Here is a 20,641-nt window from a genome sequence, read left to right as displayed (position 1 = left end):
GCGCGGCGGCCCTGTCGTCGCTCGCGAGCATCTGCCCGAGTGATCTGGGCACGATCTGCCACGAGAGGCCATAGCGGTCTTTGATCCACCCGCACTGGCTGGCGACTGCTCCGCTGTCGAGCATCGCATCCCACACCCTGTCGATCTCGGCCTGGCTGTCGAGCTCGACAGCGAAGGAGATCGCCTCGGTGAAGGCAAAGGCGGGGCCGCCGTTGAGTGCCTGGAACGGCGCACCGTCGAGTTCGAAGTCGACCCCGAGCACGCTGCCTTCGGCCTTGGCTGCGCCGTCGCGATAATGCACGACCCGCGTTATCCGTGAGTTAGGGAACAACCCGGTATAGAACTCGGCGGCCTCTTCTGCCTGGTTGTCGAACCAGAGGCACGGTCGCAGCGATGCCATCTCAGGTCTCCTCGACCGGATCGGTGATCACACCCTCCGGCTCGGCCGGCCGCACGATGTGATGGCTCCCGAGCTGGGCGGCAAGCTTTTGCCCCTCCTCGATGGCCTCTTCGCGGCTCGAGAAGCTCTCAGAAATTTCTTCGTGGCCAATCACTCGGTTCACCCACTGGCCGCGCTTATCAAGCGTTTCGATGTCGCCGTCACGAAGTTGGTCGTCAGCCATAATGCCTCCTCGCCGAAGGGTACGTCGTGCTCCCCAGTCAACGCCCGGCGGAGCCCGATGTAAAGGTGCGAGGAGCTACTTGGCAGCCTTGGCCTTGGCATCGAGCCCGGCGCTCTGGCGTGCGAGCACCTCGCCGAACTCCTTGGCACTCAAAGGGCGGCCATAGTAGAAACCCTGGCCGATGCGGCAGCCTTCCGAGCGCAGGAGGTCGACCTGGCCGATGGTCTCGACACCTTCTGCGATGATGCCGAGCCCGAGGCCTTCGGCGAAGTCGACCATTGAGCTCACGATCGCGCGGGCGACGGCATCCTCTTCCATAACTCCCACGAACGTGCGATCGAGCTTGATGAAGTCGATCGGAAAGTCCATGAGGTAGGCATACCCGCTGTTGCCCGTGCCAAAGTCATCGAGGCCCAAGCGGGCGTTGGTGCGCAGCAGCCCCAAACGCTCCTTGACCGGGGGCGTGCCCTGAATGATCATCCGCTCGGTGAGCTCCAGGTGGAGTTCTGCCGAACCGAGGGCCTGGGATGCGCCGTCGAGTTGCACGAGCAACTCCGGGCTCATGATCGTGGACGCGCTGAGGTTAACCGACACCATTTCTAGCGGATGCCCGGCCTCCGCCCACAACGCCGTCTGGCGGAGTGCCTGGCCCAGCACGAAGAGGTCGATGCGGTCCACGATGCCCGCTTCTTCTGCGATGGGAATGAAGAGGTCTGGGCCCACCGGAGACTCCCCGTCGGCGAGGCGAACGAGAGCCTCGAACCCAATGATCAAACCAGAGTCGAGGTTGACGAGGGGCTGGTAGTGCACCGCAAGACCAGCGGTGGCATCGCCGTCATCGTCCAGCGCTCGGCGCAGGCGCCCCTCGATGGCGAACCGGCTCATCATCACGGTGCGCAGTTGCTCATCGAACACGCTCACACGGTTGCGACCCGTGCCTTTCGCTCGGTACATGGCGAGGTCGCCGCTGACGAGCAATGCGTCGATTTCGGAGTCGGGGTCGTCTGTCGCGACGGCGCCGACACTGACTCCGACCGTCACGGGATGGGGGGCCTCGTCGAGTTCGATGGGATCGGAGAGCACCGCCACAAGCTGGCGCCCGACCTCCTCGATGTGCTCGGGAGATGTGCGGGGCATGAGCACGAGAAACTCGTCGCCGCCCATGCGCACGACCAGGTCGATTCCGCGCACCATGGTTTTGATGCGCTGGGCGATCTCGATGAGCAGCTGGTCTCCTGCGGCATGCCCAAGCGAGTCGTTGACCTGTTTGAAGTGGTCTAGGTCGAGCATGAGCACACCGACATGCTGGGCGTTAGTGCGCATCCCCGACAGAACGCCGGGAGCGGACTCCATAAGGTGAGCACGGTTGGCCAGACCTGTGAGCGGATCGTGGAGGGCAAGGTAGGCCAGGCGCTCGTGGGCTCGGCGCTTCTCCGTGATGTCGCGCACCGTGGCCACGGTGATGCGAGAGCCCGACGCGAGCTTGACCCCGCCGATGCTGATTTCTACGGGCACAGCGGTGCCATCTTTGCGCTGAGCGAAGATGTTGCTGCGCGACGACATTGTTGCGGCGCGGTCGTTGCCGTCGTAATTGTCGCGGAGCTTTACGTGGCCGCGTCGCAGCGGCGTGGGGATGAGCGTCTCGATCGGTTTGCCCGTGAGCTCGCCCTCTTCGTAGCCGAGCATCGCGCCAACGCGATCGTTGACGAGGAGGATTGTGCCCGTGTCATTTACCACGACAACCGGGTCGGGCATGGCCGCCAACACCAACGCTAGATTGTCGAGGGTTGCGCTTGTGGACCTGTCACCCAGGCCCCGCTCCTGGGTGCTACTCATACGCACGATTCTACTGGCTCAGCCCACTCTCGGCTGCTGGCGCTCGTTTGGGGGACAGCCGTTCGCCGGGTCCCCGGGCGCACCTGCTAGGGAATGTCGACGATCTCTTTGCCGAGGGGCAAAAGTGCGACGGGCACCATCTTGAAGTTGGCGATGCCGAACGGGATGCCGATGATCGTGACGCACAGCGCGATGCCGCTGATGATGTGCTCAAGAGCGATCCACCATCCGGCGAGGATGACCCAGACCACGTTGCCGAGCGCAGACCCGACACCGGCGGTCGGCTTGTCGACCACGGTCTTGCCGAATGGCCACAGCGCATAGATACCGATGCGCGCTGCGGCGATGCCCCACGGGATCGTCACGATCAGAATGCACATGATGAGCGCCGCGAGCATGTAGCCCAAAAACAGCCAGAACCCCGACAGCACGAGCCAGATGATGTTAAGCAGAGTTCTCATAGTGAGGCCATTGTGGCAGGTGACCCTGAACCGCTACCTCGTGGGCAGGGCGAGCTGCTTAGCGGCCGATCACTCGGTCGATGCTCATGACCAACACGACCCGGTCTGCCCGGTCTGGCGGGGCCTGCTGCCCGGCGTTTCCATAGCGACGCCCCAGACGAACATAGAAGTCGCCCTCCGGGTCGGGAATCGTCTCGATCAGGCGCCCCCTCACCTCCACGTACACCAGCGGGTTTGCCGGGTCCCACACACAGAGGGCCATCGAGGGGTTCTTCTGCAGGTTGCGAAACTTTGCCCGCTTTGTGGTGTGGGTAAAGCAGATCGTGTTGTCGACCAGCTCAAACCACATCGGGTTCACCTGGGCTGTGTTGTCGGGCCGCACGGTGGCGAGAGACCCAAAGTTGGCATTCGTCAGCAGTGGGCGCAGGTGTTCGGCAATCGTCGCGGTCATGCCCTCATCCTGCGCTCGCTGTGCCGGATGCGCCAGTGCCAGCTGTGCTCAACCGAGCTGAGTCAGCACCGCCAACACCGCGGCGGCAAGCCCTAGAGCAAAGCCCAGCGACCCCAGCGAACGCAGGCGGGCGGCGGAGAGCACGCTGCCGCGGAGTGCCTCGAAGCGGGCGACAGCATCGGGGTCGACCGCGGCATCCGCCGTCGTGTGCCACGTGCGCGGATTGGCTGCGGCGCTCACGATCTCGTGCCTGTCGAAGTCGTCGATCACCGGCACCCTGCGGTTGAAGTAGGAGACGAGATCGCGGTCACACAGCACGGTCACATCGTCGGGAGAGCCCGGCCCACCCACCGACATGGGCTCGACGAGCACCACAAGACCGCGCACCTCGATGCTGCGCCCCAGTGCGGCGCTGAGGAGGGTGGATGCTCTCCGTGATTCATGCCGCGAATTGCGCAGGTGGTCCTCGCGCTGCCCGTTGACCATGAGGAGCTTGGGTGAGACCCAAATCTTGGCGCCGTTGTGATGCTTGGTGTTGAGCGTGAAAACGCCCCCTGGGCCGATGACGACGTGGTCGATGTCGCTCATTCCGGAGCCCACGGGAACCGAGTGCAGCACGCTCCACTCCGGGCCGAGCCCAGCAAGCAGGCGGCCCACCAGCAGCTCGCCCGTGGCGCCCTGATACCAACTGACCGCAGCGGGGTGCAGGGGGTTACTTCCGACGATGCGCGCGAGTGTTCCGCGAGAAGACGCAGCCGATTGCTGTGCGAGGCACTCTTGAATCACGCCGTAGGCGGCAGGCCTGTCGGCCAGCGTGCCGCTGACTATCGAATCAGCCATTGATTCCTCCGAGTGGTGCACGATCCAGGTGCTTTTCCGAAGGCTAACAAGATGTGCCTCAGGATGCCCGACACCAGAAGGGGGGTCGCCGGCGGTTACTCCGTAAGGTCACGCAGTTTGCTCACCGTGGCCAGGTTGCGGCCCGTGCCTGCTACGCCGAGGCGTCGCAGCAGTGCCGCGAGGGACACCTGTTCCTTGCCAGCTCCGTTCGCGTACTGCACATAGAGATCCCGGCCCCTCACCTGCCACACATCGGAGCCCGTGGGCAGCTCTCGCGCGCTCTCCACTGCCTGCGCTGTGGGTTCGCCCGAGAGAAAAACGACGTACGAGAACCGCTTCTCCACGACCTCGAAGGGATAGGCATCCAGCGCCTCGCTCAGGTCGGAGTGACTACGGGACATCGCTTCGCGAAAGAACCCGTAGCGTAGCTCGATCTCACGCTCAAGCACGCGATCGAAGCGGTCGGGGTCGCCAGGAACCACAGCAACGAGATTGCCGGAGGCAATGTAGGTGCCGATGTGCGACGCCCCCAGCTCGGCTGCGATGTCACGAAGCTCCGCCATTGGCAGCTTCGCGGTGCCGCCGACGTTGACCGCCCGCAGCAGGATGGCGCGCTTATGCATGGGTCGAGTATGCGGCTCGCGGCTCGCTCGGGCAACAGCGCGTCGGGCAGGCTCAGGCCCAGAAGCTAACGTATTCACCAGAGCGACTCGGCCCCGGGAATCTTCGGGCGCCGCGCACCGTTGTGTTCTTCGAGCACCCAAAGGAGTTCCATGCCGACCAAAAGCGACTTCGTGCCCACCGAGGGCATCACCATGTTCAGCACCACCTGGTGCGGCTATTGCCGCAACCTCAAGGGGCAGCTCGACCGGGAAGGCATTCCCTACACCGAGGTGAACATCGAAGAGGTCGAGGGAACCGCCGAACTCGTCGCCGCCGTCAACGGAGGCAACCAAACCGTGCCGACCGTGATCTTTCCCGACGGGTCAACCGCAACGAACCCGTCGCTCGCCGACGTCAAGCAGCGCCTGGGATAGCTCATGCCCGAAACCGCGCGATTGCCGCGACACGACTGGCGAGAGCGCGAGCAGGCGCACCAGACCCGTGCCGACGAACTGACGCGCGGCTGGAGAGAGCGGCAACTGACCGGCGAATCACACCCGGTCGACGACTTCGTGCACACCTACTACCCCTTTAAGGCCTCGCATCTGCGCCGCTGGCATCCCGGTGCTGGCGTGGCACTCGAGGACTCCGCAGGGGACGAGCGCGCCGAATGGCGGTGGTACCGCCGTGACGCCAACGCCACCATGGTGGATGCCGAGGCGTTCGTCGAGGCCCGCGGCAGAAGCATCCGGTTCATCACGGGGCTTCTGGCGTCGACGAGCGCCCGACAGGGCCAGTTCGGATGCTTCGGGCTGCATGAGTGGGCAATGGTGTACCGGCAGGGCGAGCATCGTCATGCGACGCCCCTGCGGCTGACGCAGACCCAAACCGACGAGGTCGTGGAATCGCACCGCATCGGCTGCAGCCACTTCGATGCATTCCGCTTTTTCACGAAGGATGCTGCGCCGCTGAACACGCTCACTCCCAGCAGAGAGAATCAGCCGCAGCTCGAACAGCCCGGATGCCTGCACGCCGGTATGGACGTATACAAGTGGGCGACCAAGCTGGGGCCGCTTGTGCCAGGGGACGTGCTGCTCGACTGCTATGAGCTGGCTCGGGACATTCGCCAGCTCGATATGGCCGCCTCGCCCTATGACGCCACCACCTGGGGCGCCGAGCCCGTGGCCATAGAAACTCCGGAGGGCAAGGCGGAGTACGTGCGGCGGCAGCGCGAGTTTGCCCAGCGCGGCAATGCGCTGCGCGACCGCATCGTGGCGGCGGTCACCGCAGGGGTCGGCCCCCTGCTCGCAGAAGCGAACAGCTAGGGCGCACCCCCGCGATGCTGCGGCGATACTGCAGGTCAGCTACGCGTTAACGATCAGCAAGTCGTCGAGCGGCTTGCGCTCGCGCGGCGCAATCTCGCGAAGCCGGAGCTTCTCGGGCAGGTTCTCGGGCGCGCCCAGAACACCCAGCGCGGTGACCGATACTGGCTCCAGCTCGTCGCTCAGCCCGAAAGCGGCGCTCAGACCATCGGCGAGAATTCCGCCCATCTGGTGCACATGCATCCCATCGCGGTGCGCCTGCAGTGACAGGTGAGAAACCGCCTGGCCGAGGTCGTATTCGGCCCAGCGCAGCGGGGTTCCGTCTTCGGTCTTGGTGACCGCAATGTTGACGATGAGAACGGCAGCGGTCTCGGCCCACACCTGGTTGAACCCCATGAGGTTCTCTACGATCGTTGCGTGCTCAGGGGTGCCTCTGCGCGCGACGATGAATCGCCACGGCTGCGTGTTGCTGGCAGAGGGCGCCCAGCGGGCTGCCTCCAGTGCCGCAGTGATGGTCGACTCCGACACCTCGACGGTCGGGTCGAACGAACGGGGGCTCCAGCGGTTGGCCATAACCTCGCTGATGGGTGTGCTCGTTTCGGCACGACGGGAGGGGGTAGCAATGGTCATGAGCGCTCCTTGCAACACGGTTCACAATGATGGTGGACGCCGTTGGCCACTTCTATCTAACCCTGCGGCGAGCATCCGTATTCCTTGTGCCCCTCTCGTATCCTCCCCCGGCGTCGGTGGGATAGTGGGTGCATGAACTCGAGCACCAACACTCCGCCCGCCGCGGCCAAACACCCCACCGAGCGCACCCATCACGGCGACACCGTGATCGACCAGTATGAGTGGCTGCGGCAGAAGGAGAGCCCCGAGGTTGTCGCATACCTAGACGCCGAGAACGCGTTTACGGATGCGGCAACGGAACACCTCGCAGACCTGCGACAGACCCTGTTCGAGGAGATCAAGGGGCGCGTCAAGGAGACCGATCTGAGCGTGCCCGTTCGCGAGGGCGACTGGTGGTACTACAGCCGCACCGAGGAGGGCAAGCAGTACGGCATCCACTGCCGGGTACCAGCGCGGGGCCCCGACGACTGGACCCCTCCCGCCCTGCCCGAGGATGGCTCCGCCCTGCTGAACGAGCAGATTCTGCTTGATGACAACGTTGAGGCAGAAGGCCACGATTTCTTCTCGCTCGGCAGCTTCGATGTTTCGGGAGACGGCACCCTGCTGCTCTGGGCCGTCGACACCGAGGGTGACGAGCGTTACACGCTTCGGCTGCGTCGACTGGCGGGCGACTCGGCCCAGCTCGACGACGAGATCTCCGGCACTGCCGCCGGCGCCTTCTTCGACGCAACCGGCCGCTACGTGTTTTACACAACGGTTGACGACGCGTGGCGCCCCGACACCGTGTGGCGCCACGAGGTGGGCACCCCGTCGACCGCCGACGTCGCAGTGTTCACCGAGCCCGACGAGCGCTATTGGGTGGGCGCGGGCCTCACCCGCAGCCGCAAGTACGTGGAGATCGCTCTCGGCTCCAAGATCACAAGCGAGGTTCATCTGCTCCCCGCCGACGACCCCACCGGGGAATTCTCGGTCGTATGGCCCCGGCGGGAGGGGGTGGAGTATTCCGTCGAGCACGCCGTGATCGGCGGCGAAGACAGGCTCCTGGTTCTGCACAACGACGGCGCCCTCGACTTTGAGCTGGCGGATGTTTCTGCCGCAGACCCGCAGGGACCTCGCCGCACGCTCGTGGCCCACCGCCCCGGCATCCGCCTCGAAGGCGTGGATGCCTTCGCCACCCACCTCGTGCTCGAATACCGCAGGGAGGCGCTGCCCCGGCTCTCGGTGGCCCGCCTCGATGCCGACGCCGCCGTCGGCGCTCTCGACTGGCGGGAGATCGAGTTCGACGAGGATCTCTTTTCGTCGGGCGCCCGCGGTAACCCAGAGTGGAACCAGCCCACCGTGCGACTCGGGTACACAAGCTTTGTCACCCCGTCGAGCGTTTTTGACTACGACGTGGCGACCGCAACGCTCATCCTGCGCAAGCAGCAGCCCGTTCTGGGCGGCTACGACCCGAGCCTCTACACTCAACGCCGCGACTGGGCGACCGCCGCCGACGGCACGCTAGTCCCCTTGTCAATCGTGAGCCGGCGCGACGTGCAGACGCCAGCGCCCGCCCTGCTCTATGGCTACGGCTCCTACGAGCACAGCATCGACCCCGGCTTCTCGGGCGCCCGCATTAGCCTGCTCGACCGAGGCGTGGTGTTCGCGGTTGCGCATGTGCGCGGCGGCGGAGAGATGGGCCGCGCCTGGTACGAGAACGGCAAGTCCCTCACCAAGATCAACACGTTCAGCGACTTCGTGGCGTGTGCACGCCACCTCGTCGACACCGGGGTGACCACGGCTGATCGGCTGGTCGCGGAGGGCGGAAGCGCCGGTGGCCTGCTCATGGGCGCCGTGGCAAACATGGCACCCGACGCCTTCGCCGGCATCCTCGCCGCCGTGCCGTTCGTCGACCCGCTCACGAGCATCCTCGACCCGTCGTTGCCCCTCACGGTGATCGAGTGGGACGAGTGGGGCGATCCCCTGCACAACGCGGAGGTGTATGCCTACATGAAGTCGTACTCCCCCTACGAAAACGTGTCGGCGGATGCCCGCTACCCGCGCATCCTCGCGGTCACGAGCTTCAACGACACACGAGTTCTTTACGTTGAGCCAGCCAAGTGGACGGCCCGGCTGCGCGAGGTGGGCGCTCCCGTGCTGCTGCGCACCGAGATGGGTGCCGGGCACGGGGGTGTCAGCGGGCGATACGAGTCGTGGCAGCGCAGGGCATTCGAGCTGGCCTGGATGCTCGACGTCATGGGGCTAGCGGAGCAGGCAACCGCAACGAAATAGCCGGGGCTCCAACCACGGGCCTTAACGACGGATGCGGCGGGCAGATAATCTGCCCGCCGCATCCGCATTTCTGCGCCGCTCTAGATGCGCGGCTTTAGATGCGCCGCACTAGTTCTTAGCGAACCAGGGCGGATAGACCGAGACCTTGGGTGCGTGTGCGACCCCGTCAAGGGCTGCACGCACGGCGTCGCGAGCTCGCGAGTTGCCCACGCCAATGAGCGTGATCGACTCGAACGGCACGGAGCCGTGGACGAGCACCTCGGCGGAGCGCACCGTGAGGTCGTGAATGAGCACGGGGTCTTCTGAGTTCGCCGCGTCGATCGACTGCTCGATCATTCGGCGAAGACGACGCTCGGCGTCGTCGGGGCTCTCAGAGAAGGTAGCGCCTGAATCGCCGGCATCGGCATCCGTAACTACGATGCTGTCGCGGTCAAGGGTGCCGACCGTGCTCACGAGCACCACGAAGTCCGTGGGAGAGCTGGTGCGCGCGACGGCGGAGAGACGCGGGTCAACAGCGCCGATACGAAGACCAAGCCAGGCCAGCGAGTCCGGTGTGGCATAGAACGGAACGTAGTCGGCAACGACCGGGTCGTTCCCCTCTCCGCTGTGGACGACGGTAGTCTCCCGACGAACCTCTCGGGTGTCGGCCGACGAGATATCCACGACCGGCTTGGCCCCGGCAGTGTCGGCGAGCAATGCGCCAGCCGCGATGATGCCGGGCAGGTTGTCGACGTGGGTGATGTGAAACACGCGCTGCTCGGTGAGGTTAAGGGTAGAACGAACCACTGCTGCGGGGGCAACGGAGCGGCTGCGGGTGCTGCTGACGCGCCCGGTGGTGGTGGAGCGCACGGTGGCGCCAGTGCGGGCTGCTTTAGCTTCTGCAGCGACGCGCTTTGACTGAGCGATGAGGTCAGCTGACCGCACGCTGGAGCCGGGAACTCGGCCGGTGCGGGTCGAGCGAGCCGGCACAGCCAGCGTGGGCGGGGTGCAGATATCGCAAAGAATTTCGTCGAGTCCGTGTCGGCATTCGCTCACGCGGTGGGGGCCTTTCATGTTGCCTGCGCCTCCGGGTGCCTACTGCGCCGGAGTACGCGCTGCGTCCGCGGGGTGAACGGACGCCATCTTCTAGGTTAAGCGCCCGAGCGACCCGCTCAGTACCGCCAACGAGACTCACAGCATCTGTGAACCGCATTTGCGGCGACTATTCGACCCTACGCCGTCTTGGCCAGCTGCTCATCCCGATAGGCAGCGGTGACCAGGATGGGCATGTGATCGGAGGTGCCGCGCGGCAGCGTTTCGACGCTGTCGATGTCGAGCCCCATCGAGGTTGCGAGGTCGAAGTGTCCCCGAAAAAACTTGTACCGCGTGTACGTGCGGGTGTCACTGAGCGTGAGGTCGTATCCGCTGGCCACGACGCGCTTGCTCAGGTGGTTCTTGAACACGGGGTAGTTGAAGTCGCCCACCATGAGGGTGGGAAGTCCTGGGCCCATCTCCTGCAGCTGCTCGTGGGCGGTGCGAATCTGCTCGCGGCGCAGCGAGTTGAGCGCGGTCAAGGGCGCGGCGTGGAACGACGCGACGATGAGATCGCGACCGTGCTTGAGATCGGTGAGGCGGGTGGCGAGCAGGCGCTCATGAGCGGGCTTGAGCACCCGGTCGTGCAGCGACTTTCGCAGTTCGAAGGCCTGGGTGTCGAGTGCCGTGAACCGATTGCGTCGGTAATACACGGCGAGGCCGAGCCGATTGCGGTGCGTGGAGTCGGCCAGATGCAAGCCGCCGGCTTCTGCGGGAAGAATGCTGGTGTCTGCCTCTTGCAGACACAACAGATCGAGGTCAAAACCCTCTGCGAGCGCGTTGATCTCGCTCAGGGCACGGTTTTTGCGCAGGTTGTAGCTGATTACCTTCACTGCTCACCTTCTGTGGCGTTGTTCGCCGTAGGGATTGAGTTAAGACTATGACTCAACCCTTGGTGTTTCGTCCCACCCCGTTTGGGGGGTTTGGCATGTGCCTCGAAAAACATACTGCGACGGCAGCTTTCTTTCGTGACTTGTCCAGTCGATCGCGGGGCGACGCTGATCTTCGGGCAAATAGCCGAGGCGATAGACCGCCATGAGTTCGAGATCATCGGGCACGGCGAGCAAACGCTCGATCTCTGCCCACCGACCGGGCACCTCCATCGGGAACGAAATGAACTGGATGCCCATGCCCAGCTCGACGGTGGTCAGCCAGATGTTCTCCATCGCCGCCCCCATGCTGAACACGGAGTAGAACGACGAAAGCTCGCCCGGCCGGTACTCGGCCCTGTCGAGCATCACACCGATGAGAAGCGGCGACCCCGCCACGAGCTTGCGATTTTCAGCCCCCAGGGTTTGCGGAACCCGCAGGGTGTTCATGAGCTTCTGCCCTCTCGGGGTGAACGCCTGACCCGTGAACGGCCTCAGTGGGGCCGGCAGGCGGTCGAAGAGCATCCCACTGCGCTTTTCTTGCATCTCGCGCGCGCTGAATCGAAAGTAGGGCTTGTAGCGTTCGAAGAATGTGCCGTTGGACATGGCCTCGGTCATGCTCGTTCCGCTGATGTCCGCAATCGTTTCGATCGTTGGTCGATCGTCGATGAGAACGAAACGCCACGGTTGGCTGTTGAGCTGCGAGGGCGCCCGCCCTGCCACCTCCATGAGGAGCCGCTGATGCTCCTCTCGCACGGGCGTTGGCAGAAACGGCCCGTTAGTGGTCTTGCGGCGGCGAACGACGTCGAGAAATTCCACGGCTATCTCCCTGACCTGGTGGTGAGTGCGACGATGGTGATCACTGCAGCGGCGACATAGAACGGCGCAGCGATGAGCGCGATGAGCGGATGGGCGCGTGTGCGGGCGCTCACGGAGGGGATCGCTGCAAGAGGCGCCATGGCTGGCACGAGCATCCACCCGGCGGCCGATGTGCGGCGACGCTGCCGGATCGACAGGCCATGCTGTTTCTGTCGACGCGACCATGGCCGCCGCCGCATCCGCACGGCCTGGCGCACGCCGAACGACTCCCCGACGCCTGCGGCGACGGCAACCCCCGTGAGGGTGCAGGTGGCGATGTAGAGGGCGTGGTGAACCCAGCGGATGCCGCTGGTATCGACGGTTTTGCTGGCGACGGCTAGTCCGAGTGCCGCGTTGGCCGCATAGGCCGCACACGCTGCCCCGACGGCCACCGCAGGCGATACGCGCGCTAGGGGTTTCATGGCTTTCTATGATCGGGCGCAATCAGAGGCCGTGGGGAGAACTCACGGCGCGCATACAGGTGTGGGCGGCCTCCCCGAAGGAAGGCCGCCCACTTCGCTTAGCGCGGTATTAGCGAGACTCTGCGAGCTCCTCGCTGGCGCGGAGGTTCGGCGCCGTGACGACTGCGGTCGTTCCCGCGCCAAGCACGGGGCGGCGCAGCAGCGCGATGGCGAGCGCGCCGACAAGCAGCGGCACCACGAAAAGGAAGTAGATGCTGCCGGGCGCCCAGCCTGCGTCGACGAGGGCGCCGGCGAGGATGGGCGAAACGATCGTTGCCGAGCGCCCGATTCCGGTGATGAAGCCGACGGCCGTTGCGCGAACCGACGTCTCGTACATAACGGGGCCGATGGAGAACATTCCGGCGATGGCGGCGTTGGTGAAGACACCCACGAGCACTGCCGCGATCATCGCGGGGGTCAGCTCGTGCGCGAACGCACCGAAGAACACGAACGCGGCAGCCGCGAGCACGAACATCACCGAGAGGGTGCGCTTGAGGCTGAAGCGGGCCCCGATGTAGGCGAAGACGAGCGAGCCGATGATGGCGCCGATGCTAAAGAGCACTCCGGCCTGAATGCCCTGGGTCGACGAGTATCCCGACTCCGAGAGAAGCTTCGGGGTCCAGGAGTTCGCAAAGTAGAAGCTGCCCATGATCATCATGTAGGCGATAGCGAGCAGGATGGTCTTGGTCGCCTGGCCGTTGCGGAACACCTCGGCGAGACCGGTCTTGGGCGCGAGAGCTCCTGCGGCGCGAGCCGGCAGCTCGGTGACGGTGGCCTGGCCGAGACGAGCGAGGATCTTGTTGATCTTCTCGCGAGCGCCCTCCGGGCGCTTGGCGTCGAGGTAGTCGATCGATTCCGGCAGCCACAGGTAGACGATGGGAAGCATGATCAGCGTGATGATGCCGCCGAAGATGAATCCGGCGTGCCATTCGAAGTGCACGAGCAGCGCTGCGACGATGATGCCGCCAATCACGCCGCCGATGGGCTGGCCCGTGCTGTAGATGCTCACGGCCGTTGCCCGGCGCTTGGCGTTGGAGTACTCGGCGACGAGCACGTTGAGGTTCGACTGCATGCTGCCGACGGCGATTCCGGTGAGCACGCGGAAGGCGAGCAGAACCTCGTAGGTGGGGGCGAACGCCGAGGCGAACATGCCCACCGTGATGACGGCGGTGGCGATGAGCACCATCTTGCGGCGGCCGATTCGGTCGGCGAGCTGGGCCACAAAAATGGCTCCGATGGCCATGCCGGCGAGCGCGGAGCTCAGCAGGATGCCGAGCTGGGCCCCCGAGAGGCCCCATGATTCCGTGATTGCCGAGGCGCTGAAGGCCATGACGAGCACGTCGTAGCCGTCGATGAAGTTGAGTGCCAAGCAGATCGCGACGATGCCGATCTGCGCCCGACTCATGGGGGCGGATTCAATTCGCGCCTTGATGTCCATAGAAAGAGTGCTGCCTTTTCTCGGGTCTCCGGATGCGGCAGCTCAGATGGTGAACGTCGCTGTTCCGGCGTGGTTGGGGGTGGGGTTCGGGGGTGCTGGGCGAATATCGTCCGTATGCGAACGAAAGGTTACGTTAGAGTTCACAAGAATGCAATCCGCATACGGAACATGTGGGGGGCCGCACCCGACGGCCCCGTCGCCAAAGGGGGCGCCTCGATGTCTGAAGCCGATCAGTACCTCAGCCTGAGCGTGCGACGAGTGCTGCAATTGCACACCGCGCTCTGGACCAAGCACGTGTCAGCCGATGTGAGCTCCGTGCAATACGGCGTGCTCCTCTTCTTGGGAGAACACGGCGAGCTCGCCCAACGCGAACTCATGCGGCTCGCCCAGCTCGACAAATCAACGTTGGCGGAGCTGCTGCGGCGCATGCAAACCAACGGCTCCATCACCACGTCCCGCGACGATGACGACAAGCGACGAAAGACCGTAATCCTCACGGCGGATGGACGCGCCCTGCTCGACTCGCTGAGGCCAGCAGCCCTCGAGGTCAACGACCTCCTCACCAGTGGACTCGAAGCCGACGACGCCACCGCATTCGACACGCTGCTCAAGCGGCTACTCGACTCCCCTATCGCCCGCGAGGTCGCGATCTCCTAACCGAGCCGAAGCTTCTGGCCACGGCGCGCTCTCGCGCCGCTAGGCGAACCTGATCGTCTGCTGCAGACGGGTGCGCACCTCAAAAAGCTCCTGGCCGCCAATGCTCGGGGCACCATCGAGCCCGTTGCGCAATACGCCGGGCAGGCGGGACCTGCGCACGACGGCGCACGCCACCCCGCGCATCCGTCCCTCAGTAATGTCTTCATCGATCGCATCGTCGGGAACCACCACGATGAGGCTCGTGAACTTGACCTTCGCGGCGCGCGCGACCGACTTGGCTCGCAACGACAGCGCATGCATGGGGCGATCCCCCGGCGCGATCGTCTCGCCCACGATCTCGTTGCGCTTAACTCGCACCGCTGCACCCCAGTCCTCCGACTGCACGGCAAAAAGGCCACTAGGGCCGAGCACGACGTGGTCGAGTTTGGCCCGCCACGCACTGTCGTCCACAGTGGTTGCCACGTCGTGCCAGGCCGTAAACGCAATGCCCAGGTAGGAGACCTGGGTGGCCGTTGCCTCCTCGGAGACAGCATTGGCCAGCAGGTGACGGATGTCGCGGGGCGCCGAGCGCACCAGCGCAGGGTCGTAGGGGTCTGGCAGTGATGCTCCTCGGCCCACCCACTCGCGCATGAGCTCGAGGTAGCGCTCGCGACTCAACCCTCCCGGGTGGCCATACGACCGCGCTGACGGCCTGCTGTCGTTGGTGCGTCGGGGAGCGGCCGGCGCCCAGGTGGGATGCGGCTCGTCTCCGCGGCGGGGCTGGCCGCGGTCGTAGGCTCGCCGAGCCTCCTCCGTGCCCACCTGTTCCCAGGCGATCTGCACGGCCTGAAAGCGGCGCGAGTCGCCACCGGTGTCGGGGTGGGTTGCCCGCAGCATGCGCCGGTAGGCCTTGCGCAGCTCGTCGTCGCTTGCGCCGGGAGCAACGCCGAGCACCTCATAGGGTGACGGCACTAGCGGGCTGGGAGACACCGCAAGATTCTATCTGCGCTCGGGTGAGCGAATGCCACGTTCGGCGCTACACGCCACCGCCACCGCCTCCTCCGCCACCGCCACCGGCGGATGCGCCGCCCGACGACCCGCTCGAAGCGCTGCTGTATGACGAGGCCGTCGATGTGGCGACCGACCCGATGCTCGAGGCGAAGACTGCGGCGTTGAAGGGAGCGCTGCCCACATACCAGTCCGGCTGCGAATTGTGCTCCTCATAGAAGCGGCCCAGTTCCTTGGCCCACTGCTTCTCGAGGCCAAAGAGCATGGCGTAGGGCAGCAGCTTCTCGTTGAGCTTGACAACCTGGGCGGGGTCGTCGACGGCGACGGGATCGCGCAGCGCTCCCTGGGGAGACTGCAGATACCTGAGACGGTCGGCCTCGGCCAGAGAGATGTACTCCTTGAGGCCCTTCATGTGATCGCGCACCGCTACGCCCTTCTCGGTGAGGGGGATGCGGCTGATCAATACGATCGTGATGACCGTGAGGGCTACTGTGCCGAGCAGCAGGAACAGGGGCACAACGCCACCGAACGCCTGGTCGAGAGAGATGATCGCGAAGAGCACGCCGAAGCCGAGCGCAAACACGGCAGCGATGATGATGGGAGTGATGGCAGCGGTCGGGTACTTGCGGCGATAACCATCCTCTGTGGCCTCTTTTGCCACCCGCGTCTGCAGCTTGGCGATCTTGGCGGCCGCCTTCTGGTCTGCCTTATCGAGATCGCGGTGCTCCCCCGGCGTCAGCGTTGAGCCGAACAGGGCATGCAGAAACTCTCGCTCGTGATCGTTGGCACCCTCGGCGCTGAGAAACTCCAACCGATAGCGGGGCTTGCCCATCTTGGTGCCCGTCTCCACAACGCGCAGGTGATGGGCCACGGCGAGGGCGATGATCTGTGCCGGGGTGACCTTGGAACTTACTCCTCCAATGAGGGCGGCGAGCGGCAGGCTCACACCCTTGGGCGGCGCGTACTCCGGCACGATGATTCCGCGACCCTGGGCGTCGGCCAGATATCGCCTGCGCACGACGAAGGCCGCGAGTGTGACGATTGCCGCACCGATCAGGCCGGCCAAGCTCAGACTGGGCCAGGGCGCCGCAAAAAAGGAGCCGTCACGGGGAGTGAAAGTGCCGGGCTCAAAACCGATCGCGAACGTCAGCGTCGAGTGCGCCGGCAGGTCAGTCGCCACGAAGGTGAGGCCGTCGACCTCGGCCGGGATGTTTTGCCCCTGTGAGCCGTAGACGGCGGTAACGGCCCCTGTTAGCCGGCCTTCGATCTCGGGGTCGACGTGCACGGTTGCGCTCACTCGCTCGAAGGGCTGGGCCCAGTCGGTGCCGTTGACGTCCCAATAAAACTCGTCGACATCCTCAAAGTTGATCGTCACGTTGCGCTGCGTGTATTCGATCACGTAGGTCTGACTGCCATGCACGTAGTCGTCTGCCGCGATGGTCACCGAGAGCGCATCGTCGTCGCTTTCGGTCTCGTACGCACGGGTCTCGCCAGCCTCATCGGTGACGGAGACGACCTCAAGATCTGTGGGGTGACCGTCATAGCCCTCAACCAGAAGGCGGCGGATGCCACGGTTCTGATCGTATTCGGGGAACTCGGCGACGAGGGTTTCAACCGTTCTCAGGGTCGAGTGCCCTTCGTCATCGACGCCGAGGTAGTACTGCGCATCGAACGACGAAAAGGTGAAGTCGTCAACATCGGCGACCGCTGGCTGCGACGATGCTGGCGCAAACCCGACGAGCAGGCCGACTATCGCAACTCCCGCAAAGACAAGACGTTTCATGCGGCCACTTTAGCCGCGCTCACCCTGCCTAGAAGGCGACCTCGAATTCCTCGATGCCCGGCCAGGGGCTCACGAGAGTGACGGTATCGAGCAGGGCGCCCTTGGGAATGTCAAAGAACAGCGTGGACTCGACAGAGCCGCCCGGTGCGAGCTCCTGCATGCCGCCATCGGCTGCTGTGCCCGCCCAATAGTCGGGAAAGTACTCGGTATCTCCCGAATACCCGGTGACCTTGAGCAGGGAGAGATCGGCCGGAACATCGGAGTCGTTCACGACGTTGACGCCGACCGTGCAGTAGTGGCCGACGGCCGTGTATTCGGGCTGATCCTTGCCCACAGCACTGATGCCGCAGATACGCCGGGTCACTGCGACCGCGACCCCGTCGGTGCTTTCAAATGACTTGCCGACGCCGCTCTCCGTGGTCGAAGTCGGGGCGGCGGGCTCGGCCGCACCGCCGCAGGCACTGAGCCCAACGGCGAGGGTGAGAGCGGTAACAACCACGGCCGCAGTGCGGGCGACGCGGGCAAACGAGCTGAGTACGGGCATCGGGTACTACCTCCAGTGCATCTTTCATCGTCGAAAGACTCGGGTTCGGCGGTCGGATGAACACCGGGTTCGACAGCCGATCTGTATAGTCAACTCGCCGCGCGCCATGCTCCGCATCCCCCCTTAAGGGGAGCGTTGCTCGCTTACGCCACTCACGCGGGGTCTGGCAACTCCCAGGGCGCGGGAATCGGAAAGTAGCGTTCGAGAAACCATCGCACTGCTCTCGCCCGCTCTTCGCCATCGAGCTCGGGGAAGCTGCCGTCGTTGAGGCAGAAGAAGTCGTAGTTGCGGCGCTTGAGCAACCGCTTCATCTGCCGAACCCCCTCACGAGCCGTCGTATCCACGTACCGCACCTTGGCCTCCGTGGTGGGAACGGCTCGCCCGGTCGCCTCTGCGTAGTAGTGATAGAGCGAATTAGTAACGGAGACATCGGTTGCCTGCCGAAACTTTGCCGCAGCAGTGCGAGCGAAGTCCTCGGGGAACTCCGCTTCGAGTTCGCGCATCACAGAGCGGCGCAGGGGCGTGGCAGCGTGCTCAAGATGCCGCGTGATCGTCACGCCGAACCGCTCCTCAAGCAGGGCACGATTGACCCGCGCGGCATTCTCGAACCCGCTACGCCCGGGGTTGCTATCGCCGACCCCAATGCGAGTCATCGACTGGATGAAGCGGCTGACGCCGCCGGAAGAGAAGAACATCTCCGGCGAGACGGGGCGCCCAAAGAACATGTCGTCGTTCGAATACAAGAAGTGTTCGCTAAGACCCTCGATGTTGTGCAACTGGCTTTCGACGGCATGGGAGTTATGGGTTGGCAGCACGGAGGTGTCAGCGAAGAAGGCTTCGCTGCGCATGAGGGTGACCCTCGGATGCTCTGCGAGCCACGACGGGCGGGGCGAGTCGGTCGCGATATAGATATTGCGCACCCACGGTGCGAAGAGATAGATGGAACGCAGCGCGTAACGCAGCTCGTCGAGCTGGCGGAACCGAGCCTCGTGGTCGTCGCCCTCGCCAACAACGTAGCTTTCGAGCCTGCGGGCGCGAGCGCGCTGAAACTCCAGCGACGACCCGTCGACCCACGAGAAGACCATGTCGATGTCGAAGGTGACCTCGTCGACTGTCGGCTCAAACATGCCCTGGAGTGTTGGCCACTCCCTGCCGTGGAGAGTCACGGTGCTGCGCACGAGTTCTGCCTCTGGCGTGCGGTGCCGCAGCAGGAGGTTGGCGCGGGGGGCGATGACATCGCGAATGACTAGCGTTGCGGAGTCGGATCCCGCCCCAGAAACAACGCGGTCAGAGGCGTGCTCCCACAGTTCGAGAGCGACCCCGTTCTCTGCCCCGTAACGCAGCCGTCCGTTCGCGGCCTCCCGCGGGCGATACAGCGTGAACGCGCGAGCGGAACTATCCCGCGACAAGCGCCCCTCGGCGAGCAGCACGGTGCGGCGACCGGGAGTGAGCAGCTCGGCCGCCGCGAGACCGAGATCTCCCGACTGATCGTAGGCATCGCGAAGATCGGCATCGAGGTGCACGGCGTCTGCGAGATCGGTGGAGCGCGCGTCGGCCTCATTGTTCTCAGCGGAGAAGAGCGCGGAGTCGGCAACCACCGATTCCGTGTGGTGCGAACCGCTGCCGCTGGCTACTCCTCGACCGCGGGCGGCGAGGTCGGCCTTTGCTGCCGACGAGAGCTTTTCGGTGCGGCTGTAAAAAGGCTCGGTGCGGCAGGCCTCCGCGAGAGCGCGGGCGAGCCTGTCACGGTCGGCGAAGTCGACCACGACAACGGGATTGTGGTCGCTTGAGCGCACGAGAAAAAAGTCGATCGCGGCGCGATCGAGCACACCACGCACGAATTCGAGGTCTGCCCACCGTGCCTGCCACGGGGTGAGCGTGGTGTTAACAATGGTGAGGTGACCGTCGCGAACCGCAGTGGTTGCGTCGGAATCGTGCGAGCTTTCGCTGCCATCAAATGGAAGCGGCGAGTAGACATTCATCATGGCTCCCTTGTTCGAGCCTGTTACCCCTGCAGCCGGGGCTTCGTCAGCATAGTCCCGCACTCCTGCGAGTGAGAGTGTCGCCAAGATTTCACTCCAATCCTGTGCGTTTCGCGAGTCCAAGATGGCGCTCGGCGCGGCAGACTGGAAGCATCGCGGCGAAGGGAAGTTGCAGGGCCATGGAACACCTCCACAACATTCGCCTTCCCGCCGGCTGGTACCCCGATCCCGATGGGGCGGATCACCGGCGTTGGTGGGATGGCACAACGTGGACCCAGCACACCGCGCCCTTCCAGCGCCCCGTCGTGGTCTACGAGGTCGACGACCTTGCCGAGTACCGCGCGCACGCCAAAGCCAAGGGCATCGCCACGGATGCTGTGAAGACCAGCACCGCCGTGAGCGTCCCCGCTCCCCGGCGCATCCGCACGGCCGCGCGTCTCGGCCGCAGCCTCGCCGCCCTCGCTCACAAACTGCCATTCGGCCTGCCCTCGGCCGAGACCCCGACGGACGAAGAATCATCCCAAGCTCAGCAGCAGACCCAGAAGGACAACCCCGCACCGGCCGCTGGAGCGAAACGGGCCCCCGCCACCAAGAAGGCACCGGCAGCCAAGAAGGCGCCCGCAGCTAAGAAGGAACCGGCCGCGAAGAAGCCTGCACCCGCGAAGAAAGCCGCCGCGATCGCGAAGCCCGCAGCCGCCAAGAAACCCACTGCAGCGAAGCCCCCTAGCGGCTCCAGCAAGGCCGACCCCACCTCGAAGGGGCAGAGCAACAGCACCTCCGACGGGAAGGGCGGAGACGAGGCACAGCCGCGCAAGAAGTCGGCAACCCGCTCCAACCCACTGACGGGGGCGATCACCCCTCGCTCCCCCGGTCGCCACGTTCGCTGAATTTCTCTCGCGTATCCCCCGCACAGGGGGTGACGGCGAAGCATCACTGCCCGGTACTGTGAACCGT

22 protein-coding genes are annotated in these 20,641 nt (G+C 64.9%); 5 read left to right on the top strand and 17 right to left on the bottom strand.

Annotation, left to right across the window (positions count from 1 at the left end):
• The 7 genes from AC062T_RS12525 to AC062T_RS12495 all read right to left on the bottom strand — a co-directional run.
• Positions 1 to 400: VOC family protein (locus AC062T_RS12525; protein ID WP_476030510.1), on the bottom strand; the 400-nt coding region annotated here is incomplete at its 3' end.
• A 1-nt stretch (position 401) separates the two neighbouring features.
• Positions 402 to 623, bottom strand: a complete 222-nt coding sequence (locus AC062T_RS12520; protein WP_476030508.1) for a DUF2188 domain-containing protein — start codon at positions 621 to 623, stop codon at positions 402 to 404.
• A gap of 75 nt (positions 624 to 698) precedes the next feature.
• Positions 699 to 2,459, bottom strand: coding sequence for a putative bifunctional diguanylate cyclase/phosphodiesterase (locus AC062T_RS12515; protein WP_476030506.1), 1,761 nt, complete (start codon positions 2,457 to 2,459; stop codon positions 699 to 701).
• An 86-nt stretch (positions 2,460 to 2,545) separates the two neighbouring features.
• Entirely contained in the window at positions 2,546 to 2,920 is a 375-nt protein-coding gene (locus tag AC062T_RS12510; RefSeq protein WP_108515138.1) for a YccF domain-containing protein, read from the bottom strand.
• A 58-nt stretch (positions 2,921 to 2,978) separates the two neighbouring features.
• The gene (locus AC062T_RS12505; protein WP_108515136.1) at positions 2,979 to 3,371 is read right to left on the bottom strand and encodes a PPOX class F420-dependent oxidoreductase; all 393 of its coding nucleotides are present in this window, start codon (positions 3,369 to 3,371) and stop codon (positions 2,979 to 2,981) included.
• A 48-nt stretch (positions 3,372 to 3,419) separates the two neighbouring features.
• Positions 3,420 to 4,211: a nuclease-related domain-containing protein gene (locus AC062T_RS12500; protein ID WP_476030503.1), complete on the bottom strand. Its 792-nt coding sequence runs from the start codon at positions 4,209 to 4,211 to the stop codon at positions 3,420 to 3,422.
• Positions 4,212 to 4,306: 95 nt separating this feature from the next.
• Entirely contained in the window at positions 4,307 to 4,834 is a 528-nt protein-coding gene (locus AC062T_RS12495; protein ID WP_476030501.1) for a DUF1697 domain-containing protein, read from the bottom strand.
• A gap of 150 nt (positions 4,835 to 4,984) precedes the next feature.
• Between AC062T_RS12495 and AC062T_RS12490 the strand changes: the two genes are divergently transcribed.
• Positions 4,985 to 5,248, top strand: coding sequence for a mycoredoxin (locus tag AC062T_RS12490; protein ID WP_476030499.1), 264 nt, complete (start codon positions 4,985 to 4,987; stop codon positions 5,246 to 5,248).
• 3 nt (positions 5,249 to 5,251) lie between these two features.
• Positions 5,252 to 6,139 (top strand): 3-methyladenine DNA glycosylase, encoded by an 888-nt coding sequence (locus AC062T_RS12485; RefSeq protein WP_476030497.1) that lies wholly within the window; start codon positions 5,252 to 5,254, stop codon positions 6,137 to 6,139.
• 39 nt (positions 6,140 to 6,178) lie between these two features.
• Here AC062T_RS12485 and AC062T_RS12480 read toward each other — a convergent pair whose 3' ends face one another.
• Complete coding sequence (locus AC062T_RS12480) at positions 6,179 to 6,766, bottom strand: nitroreductase family protein (RefSeq protein ID WP_476030495.1); 588 nt, start codon at positions 6,764 to 6,766, stop codon at positions 6,179 to 6,181.
• Between the two features lie 132 nt (positions 6,767 to 6,898).
• Between AC062T_RS12480 and AC062T_RS12475 the strand changes: the two genes are divergently transcribed.
• The gene (locus AC062T_RS12475) at positions 6,899 to 9,037 is read left to right on the top strand and encodes a S9 family peptidase (protein ID WP_476030493.1); all 2,139 of its coding nucleotides are present in this window, start codon (positions 6,899 to 6,901) and stop codon (positions 9,035 to 9,037) included.
• A gap of 108 nt (positions 9,038 to 9,145) precedes the next feature.
• Here AC062T_RS12475 and AC062T_RS12470 read toward each other — a convergent pair whose 3' ends face one another.
• The 5 genes from AC062T_RS12470 to AC062T_RS12450 form a co-directional block, all read right to left on the bottom strand.
• Positions 9,146 to 10,090, bottom strand: coding sequence for a DUF4433 domain-containing protein (locus AC062T_RS12470; RefSeq protein ID WP_476030491.1), 945 nt, complete (start codon positions 10,088 to 10,090; stop codon positions 9,146 to 9,148).
• Between the two features lie 158 nt (positions 10,091 to 10,248).
• Positions 10,249 to 10,941, bottom strand: a complete 693-nt coding sequence (locus tag AC062T_RS12465; RefSeq protein WP_476030489.1) for an endonuclease/exonuclease/phosphatase family protein — start codon at positions 10,939 to 10,941, stop codon at positions 10,249 to 10,251.
• Positions 10,942 to 10,986: 45 nt separating this feature from the next.
• Positions 10,987 to 11,796: a nitroreductase family protein gene (locus AC062T_RS12460; RefSeq protein ID WP_476030487.1), complete on the bottom strand. Its 810-nt coding sequence runs from the start codon at positions 11,794 to 11,796 to the stop codon at positions 10,987 to 10,989.
• A 2-nt stretch (positions 11,797 to 11,798) separates the two neighbouring features.
• A complete protein-coding gene (locus tag AC062T_RS12455) occupies positions 11,799 to 12,257 on the bottom strand; it encodes a hypothetical protein (protein WP_476030485.1) in 459 nt (152 codons plus the stop codon).
• 109 nt (positions 12,258 to 12,366) lie between these two features.
• Positions 12,367 to 13,701: an MFS transporter gene (locus AC062T_RS12450; RefSeq protein WP_476030483.1), complete on the bottom strand. Its 1,335-nt coding sequence runs from the start codon at positions 13,699 to 13,701 to the stop codon at positions 12,367 to 12,369.
• Positions 13,702 to 13,950: 249 nt separating this feature from the next.
• Here AC062T_RS12450 and AC062T_RS12445 point away from each other — a divergent pair, with 249 nt between their 5' ends.
• A complete protein-coding gene (locus AC062T_RS12445; RefSeq protein ID WP_476030481.1) occupies positions 13,951 to 14,391 on the top strand; it encodes a MarR family winged helix-turn-helix transcriptional regulator in 441 nt (146 codons plus the stop codon).
• A gap of 39 nt (positions 14,392 to 14,430) precedes the next feature.
• Here AC062T_RS12445 and AC062T_RS12440 read toward each other — a convergent pair whose 3' ends face one another.
• From AC062T_RS12440 to AC062T_RS12425, 4 genes are all read right to left on the bottom strand, one after another.
• Positions 14,431 to 15,360, bottom strand: coding sequence for a J domain-containing protein (locus AC062T_RS12440; RefSeq protein WP_476030479.1), 930 nt, complete (start codon positions 15,358 to 15,360; stop codon positions 14,431 to 14,433).
• A gap of 46 nt (positions 15,361 to 15,406) precedes the next feature.
• Positions 15,407 to 17,161: a DUF2207 domain-containing protein gene (locus AC062T_RS12435; protein ID WP_476030477.1), complete on the bottom strand. Its 1,755-nt coding sequence runs from the start codon at positions 17,159 to 17,161 to the stop codon at positions 15,407 to 15,409.
• Between the two features lie 28 nt (positions 17,162 to 17,189).
• Positions 17,190 to 17,705, bottom strand: a complete 516-nt coding sequence (locus tag AC062T_RS12430) for a DUF4352 domain-containing protein (protein ID WP_476030475.1) — start codon at positions 17,703 to 17,705, stop codon at positions 17,190 to 17,192.
• A gap of 152 nt (positions 17,706 to 17,857) precedes the next feature.
• Positions 17,858 to 19,690, bottom strand: coding sequence for a stealth family protein (locus AC062T_RS12425; RefSeq protein ID WP_476030473.1), 1,833 nt, complete (start codon positions 19,688 to 19,690; stop codon positions 17,858 to 17,860).
• 176 nt (positions 19,691 to 19,866) lie between these two features.
• On the opposite strand from AC062T_RS12425, the gene AC062T_RS12420 reads away from it, so the two are divergent.
• Positions 19,867 to 20,574 (top strand): DUF2510 domain-containing protein, encoded by a 708-nt coding sequence (locus tag AC062T_RS12420; protein WP_476030471.1) that lies wholly within the window; start codon positions 19,867 to 19,869, stop codon positions 20,572 to 20,574.
• The last annotated feature ends 67 nt before the right edge of the window (positions 20,575 to 20,641 follow it).

It is taken from the genome of Homoserinimonas sp., assembly GCF_056262345.1.
This window is presented reverse-complemented; position numbering and strand designations above follow the sequence as displayed.

Bases quoted from the DNA above. Each gene is read 5' to 3' on its own strand.
- AC062T_RS12520 (WP_476030508.1), bottom strand. From the start codon at position 623: ATGGCTGACGACCAACTTCGTGACGGCGACATCGAAACGCTTGATAAG.
- AC062T_RS12515 (WP_476030506.1), bottom strand. From the start codon at position 2,459: ATGAGTAGCACCCAGGAGCGGGGCCTGGGTGACAGGTCCACAAGCGCA.
- AC062T_RS12510 (WP_108515138.1), bottom strand. From the start codon at position 2,920: ATGAGAACTCTGCTTAACATCATCTGGCTCGTGCTGTCGGGGTTCTGG.
- AC062T_RS12505 (WP_108515136.1), bottom strand. From the start codon at position 3,371: ATGACCGCGACGATTGCCGAACACCTGCGCCCACTGCTGACGAATGCC.
- AC062T_RS12500 (WP_476030503.1), bottom strand. From the start codon at position 4,211: ATGGCTGATTCGATAGTCAGCGGCACGCTGGCCGACAGGCCTGCCGCC.
- AC062T_RS12495 (WP_476030501.1), bottom strand. From the start codon at position 4,834: ATGCATAAGCGCGCCATCCTGCTGCGGGCGGTCAACGTCGGCGGCACC.
- AC062T_RS12490 (WP_476030499.1), top strand. From the start codon at position 4,985: ATGCCGACCAAAAGCGACTTCGTGCCCACCGAGGGCATCACCATGTTC.
- AC062T_RS12485 (WP_476030497.1), top strand. From the start codon at position 5,252: ATGCCCGAAACCGCGCGATTGCCGCGACACGACTGGCGAGAGCGCGAG.
- AC062T_RS12480 (WP_476030495.1), bottom strand. From the start codon at position 6,766: ATGACCATTGCTACCCCCTCCCGTCGTGCCGAAACGAGCACACCCATC.
- AC062T_RS12475 (WP_476030493.1), top strand. From the start codon at position 6,899: ATGAACTCGAGCACCAACACTCCGCCCGCCGCGGCCAAACACCCCACC.
- AC062T_RS12470 (WP_476030491.1), bottom strand. From the start codon at position 10,090: ATGAAAGGCCCCCACCGCGTGAGCGAATGCCGACACGGACTCGACGAA.
- AC062T_RS12455 (WP_476030485.1), bottom strand. From the start codon at position 12,257: ATGAAACCCCTAGCGCGCGTATCGCCTGCGGTGGCCGTCGGGGCAGCG.
- AC062T_RS12450 (WP_476030483.1), bottom strand. From the start codon at position 13,701: ATGAGTCGGGCGCAGATCGGCATCGTCGCGATCTGCTTGGCACTCAAC.
- AC062T_RS12445 (WP_476030481.1), top strand. From the start codon at position 13,951: ATGTCTGAAGCCGATCAGTACCTCAGCCTGAGCGTGCGACGAGTGCTG.
- AC062T_RS12435 (WP_476030477.1), bottom strand. From the start codon at position 17,161: ATGAAACGTCTTGTCTTTGCGGGAGTTGCGATAGTCGGCCTGCTCGTC.
- AC062T_RS12430 (WP_476030475.1), bottom strand. From the start codon at position 17,705: ATGCCCGTACTCAGCTCGTTTGCCCGCGTCGCCCGCACTGCGGCCGTG.
- AC062T_RS12425 (WP_476030473.1), bottom strand. From the start codon at position 19,690: ATGATGAATGTCTACTCGCCGCTTCCATTTGATGGCAGCGAAAGCTCG.
- AC062T_RS12420 (WP_476030471.1), top strand. From the start codon at position 19,867: ATGGAACACCTCCACAACATTCGCCTTCCCGCCGGCTGGTACCCCGAT.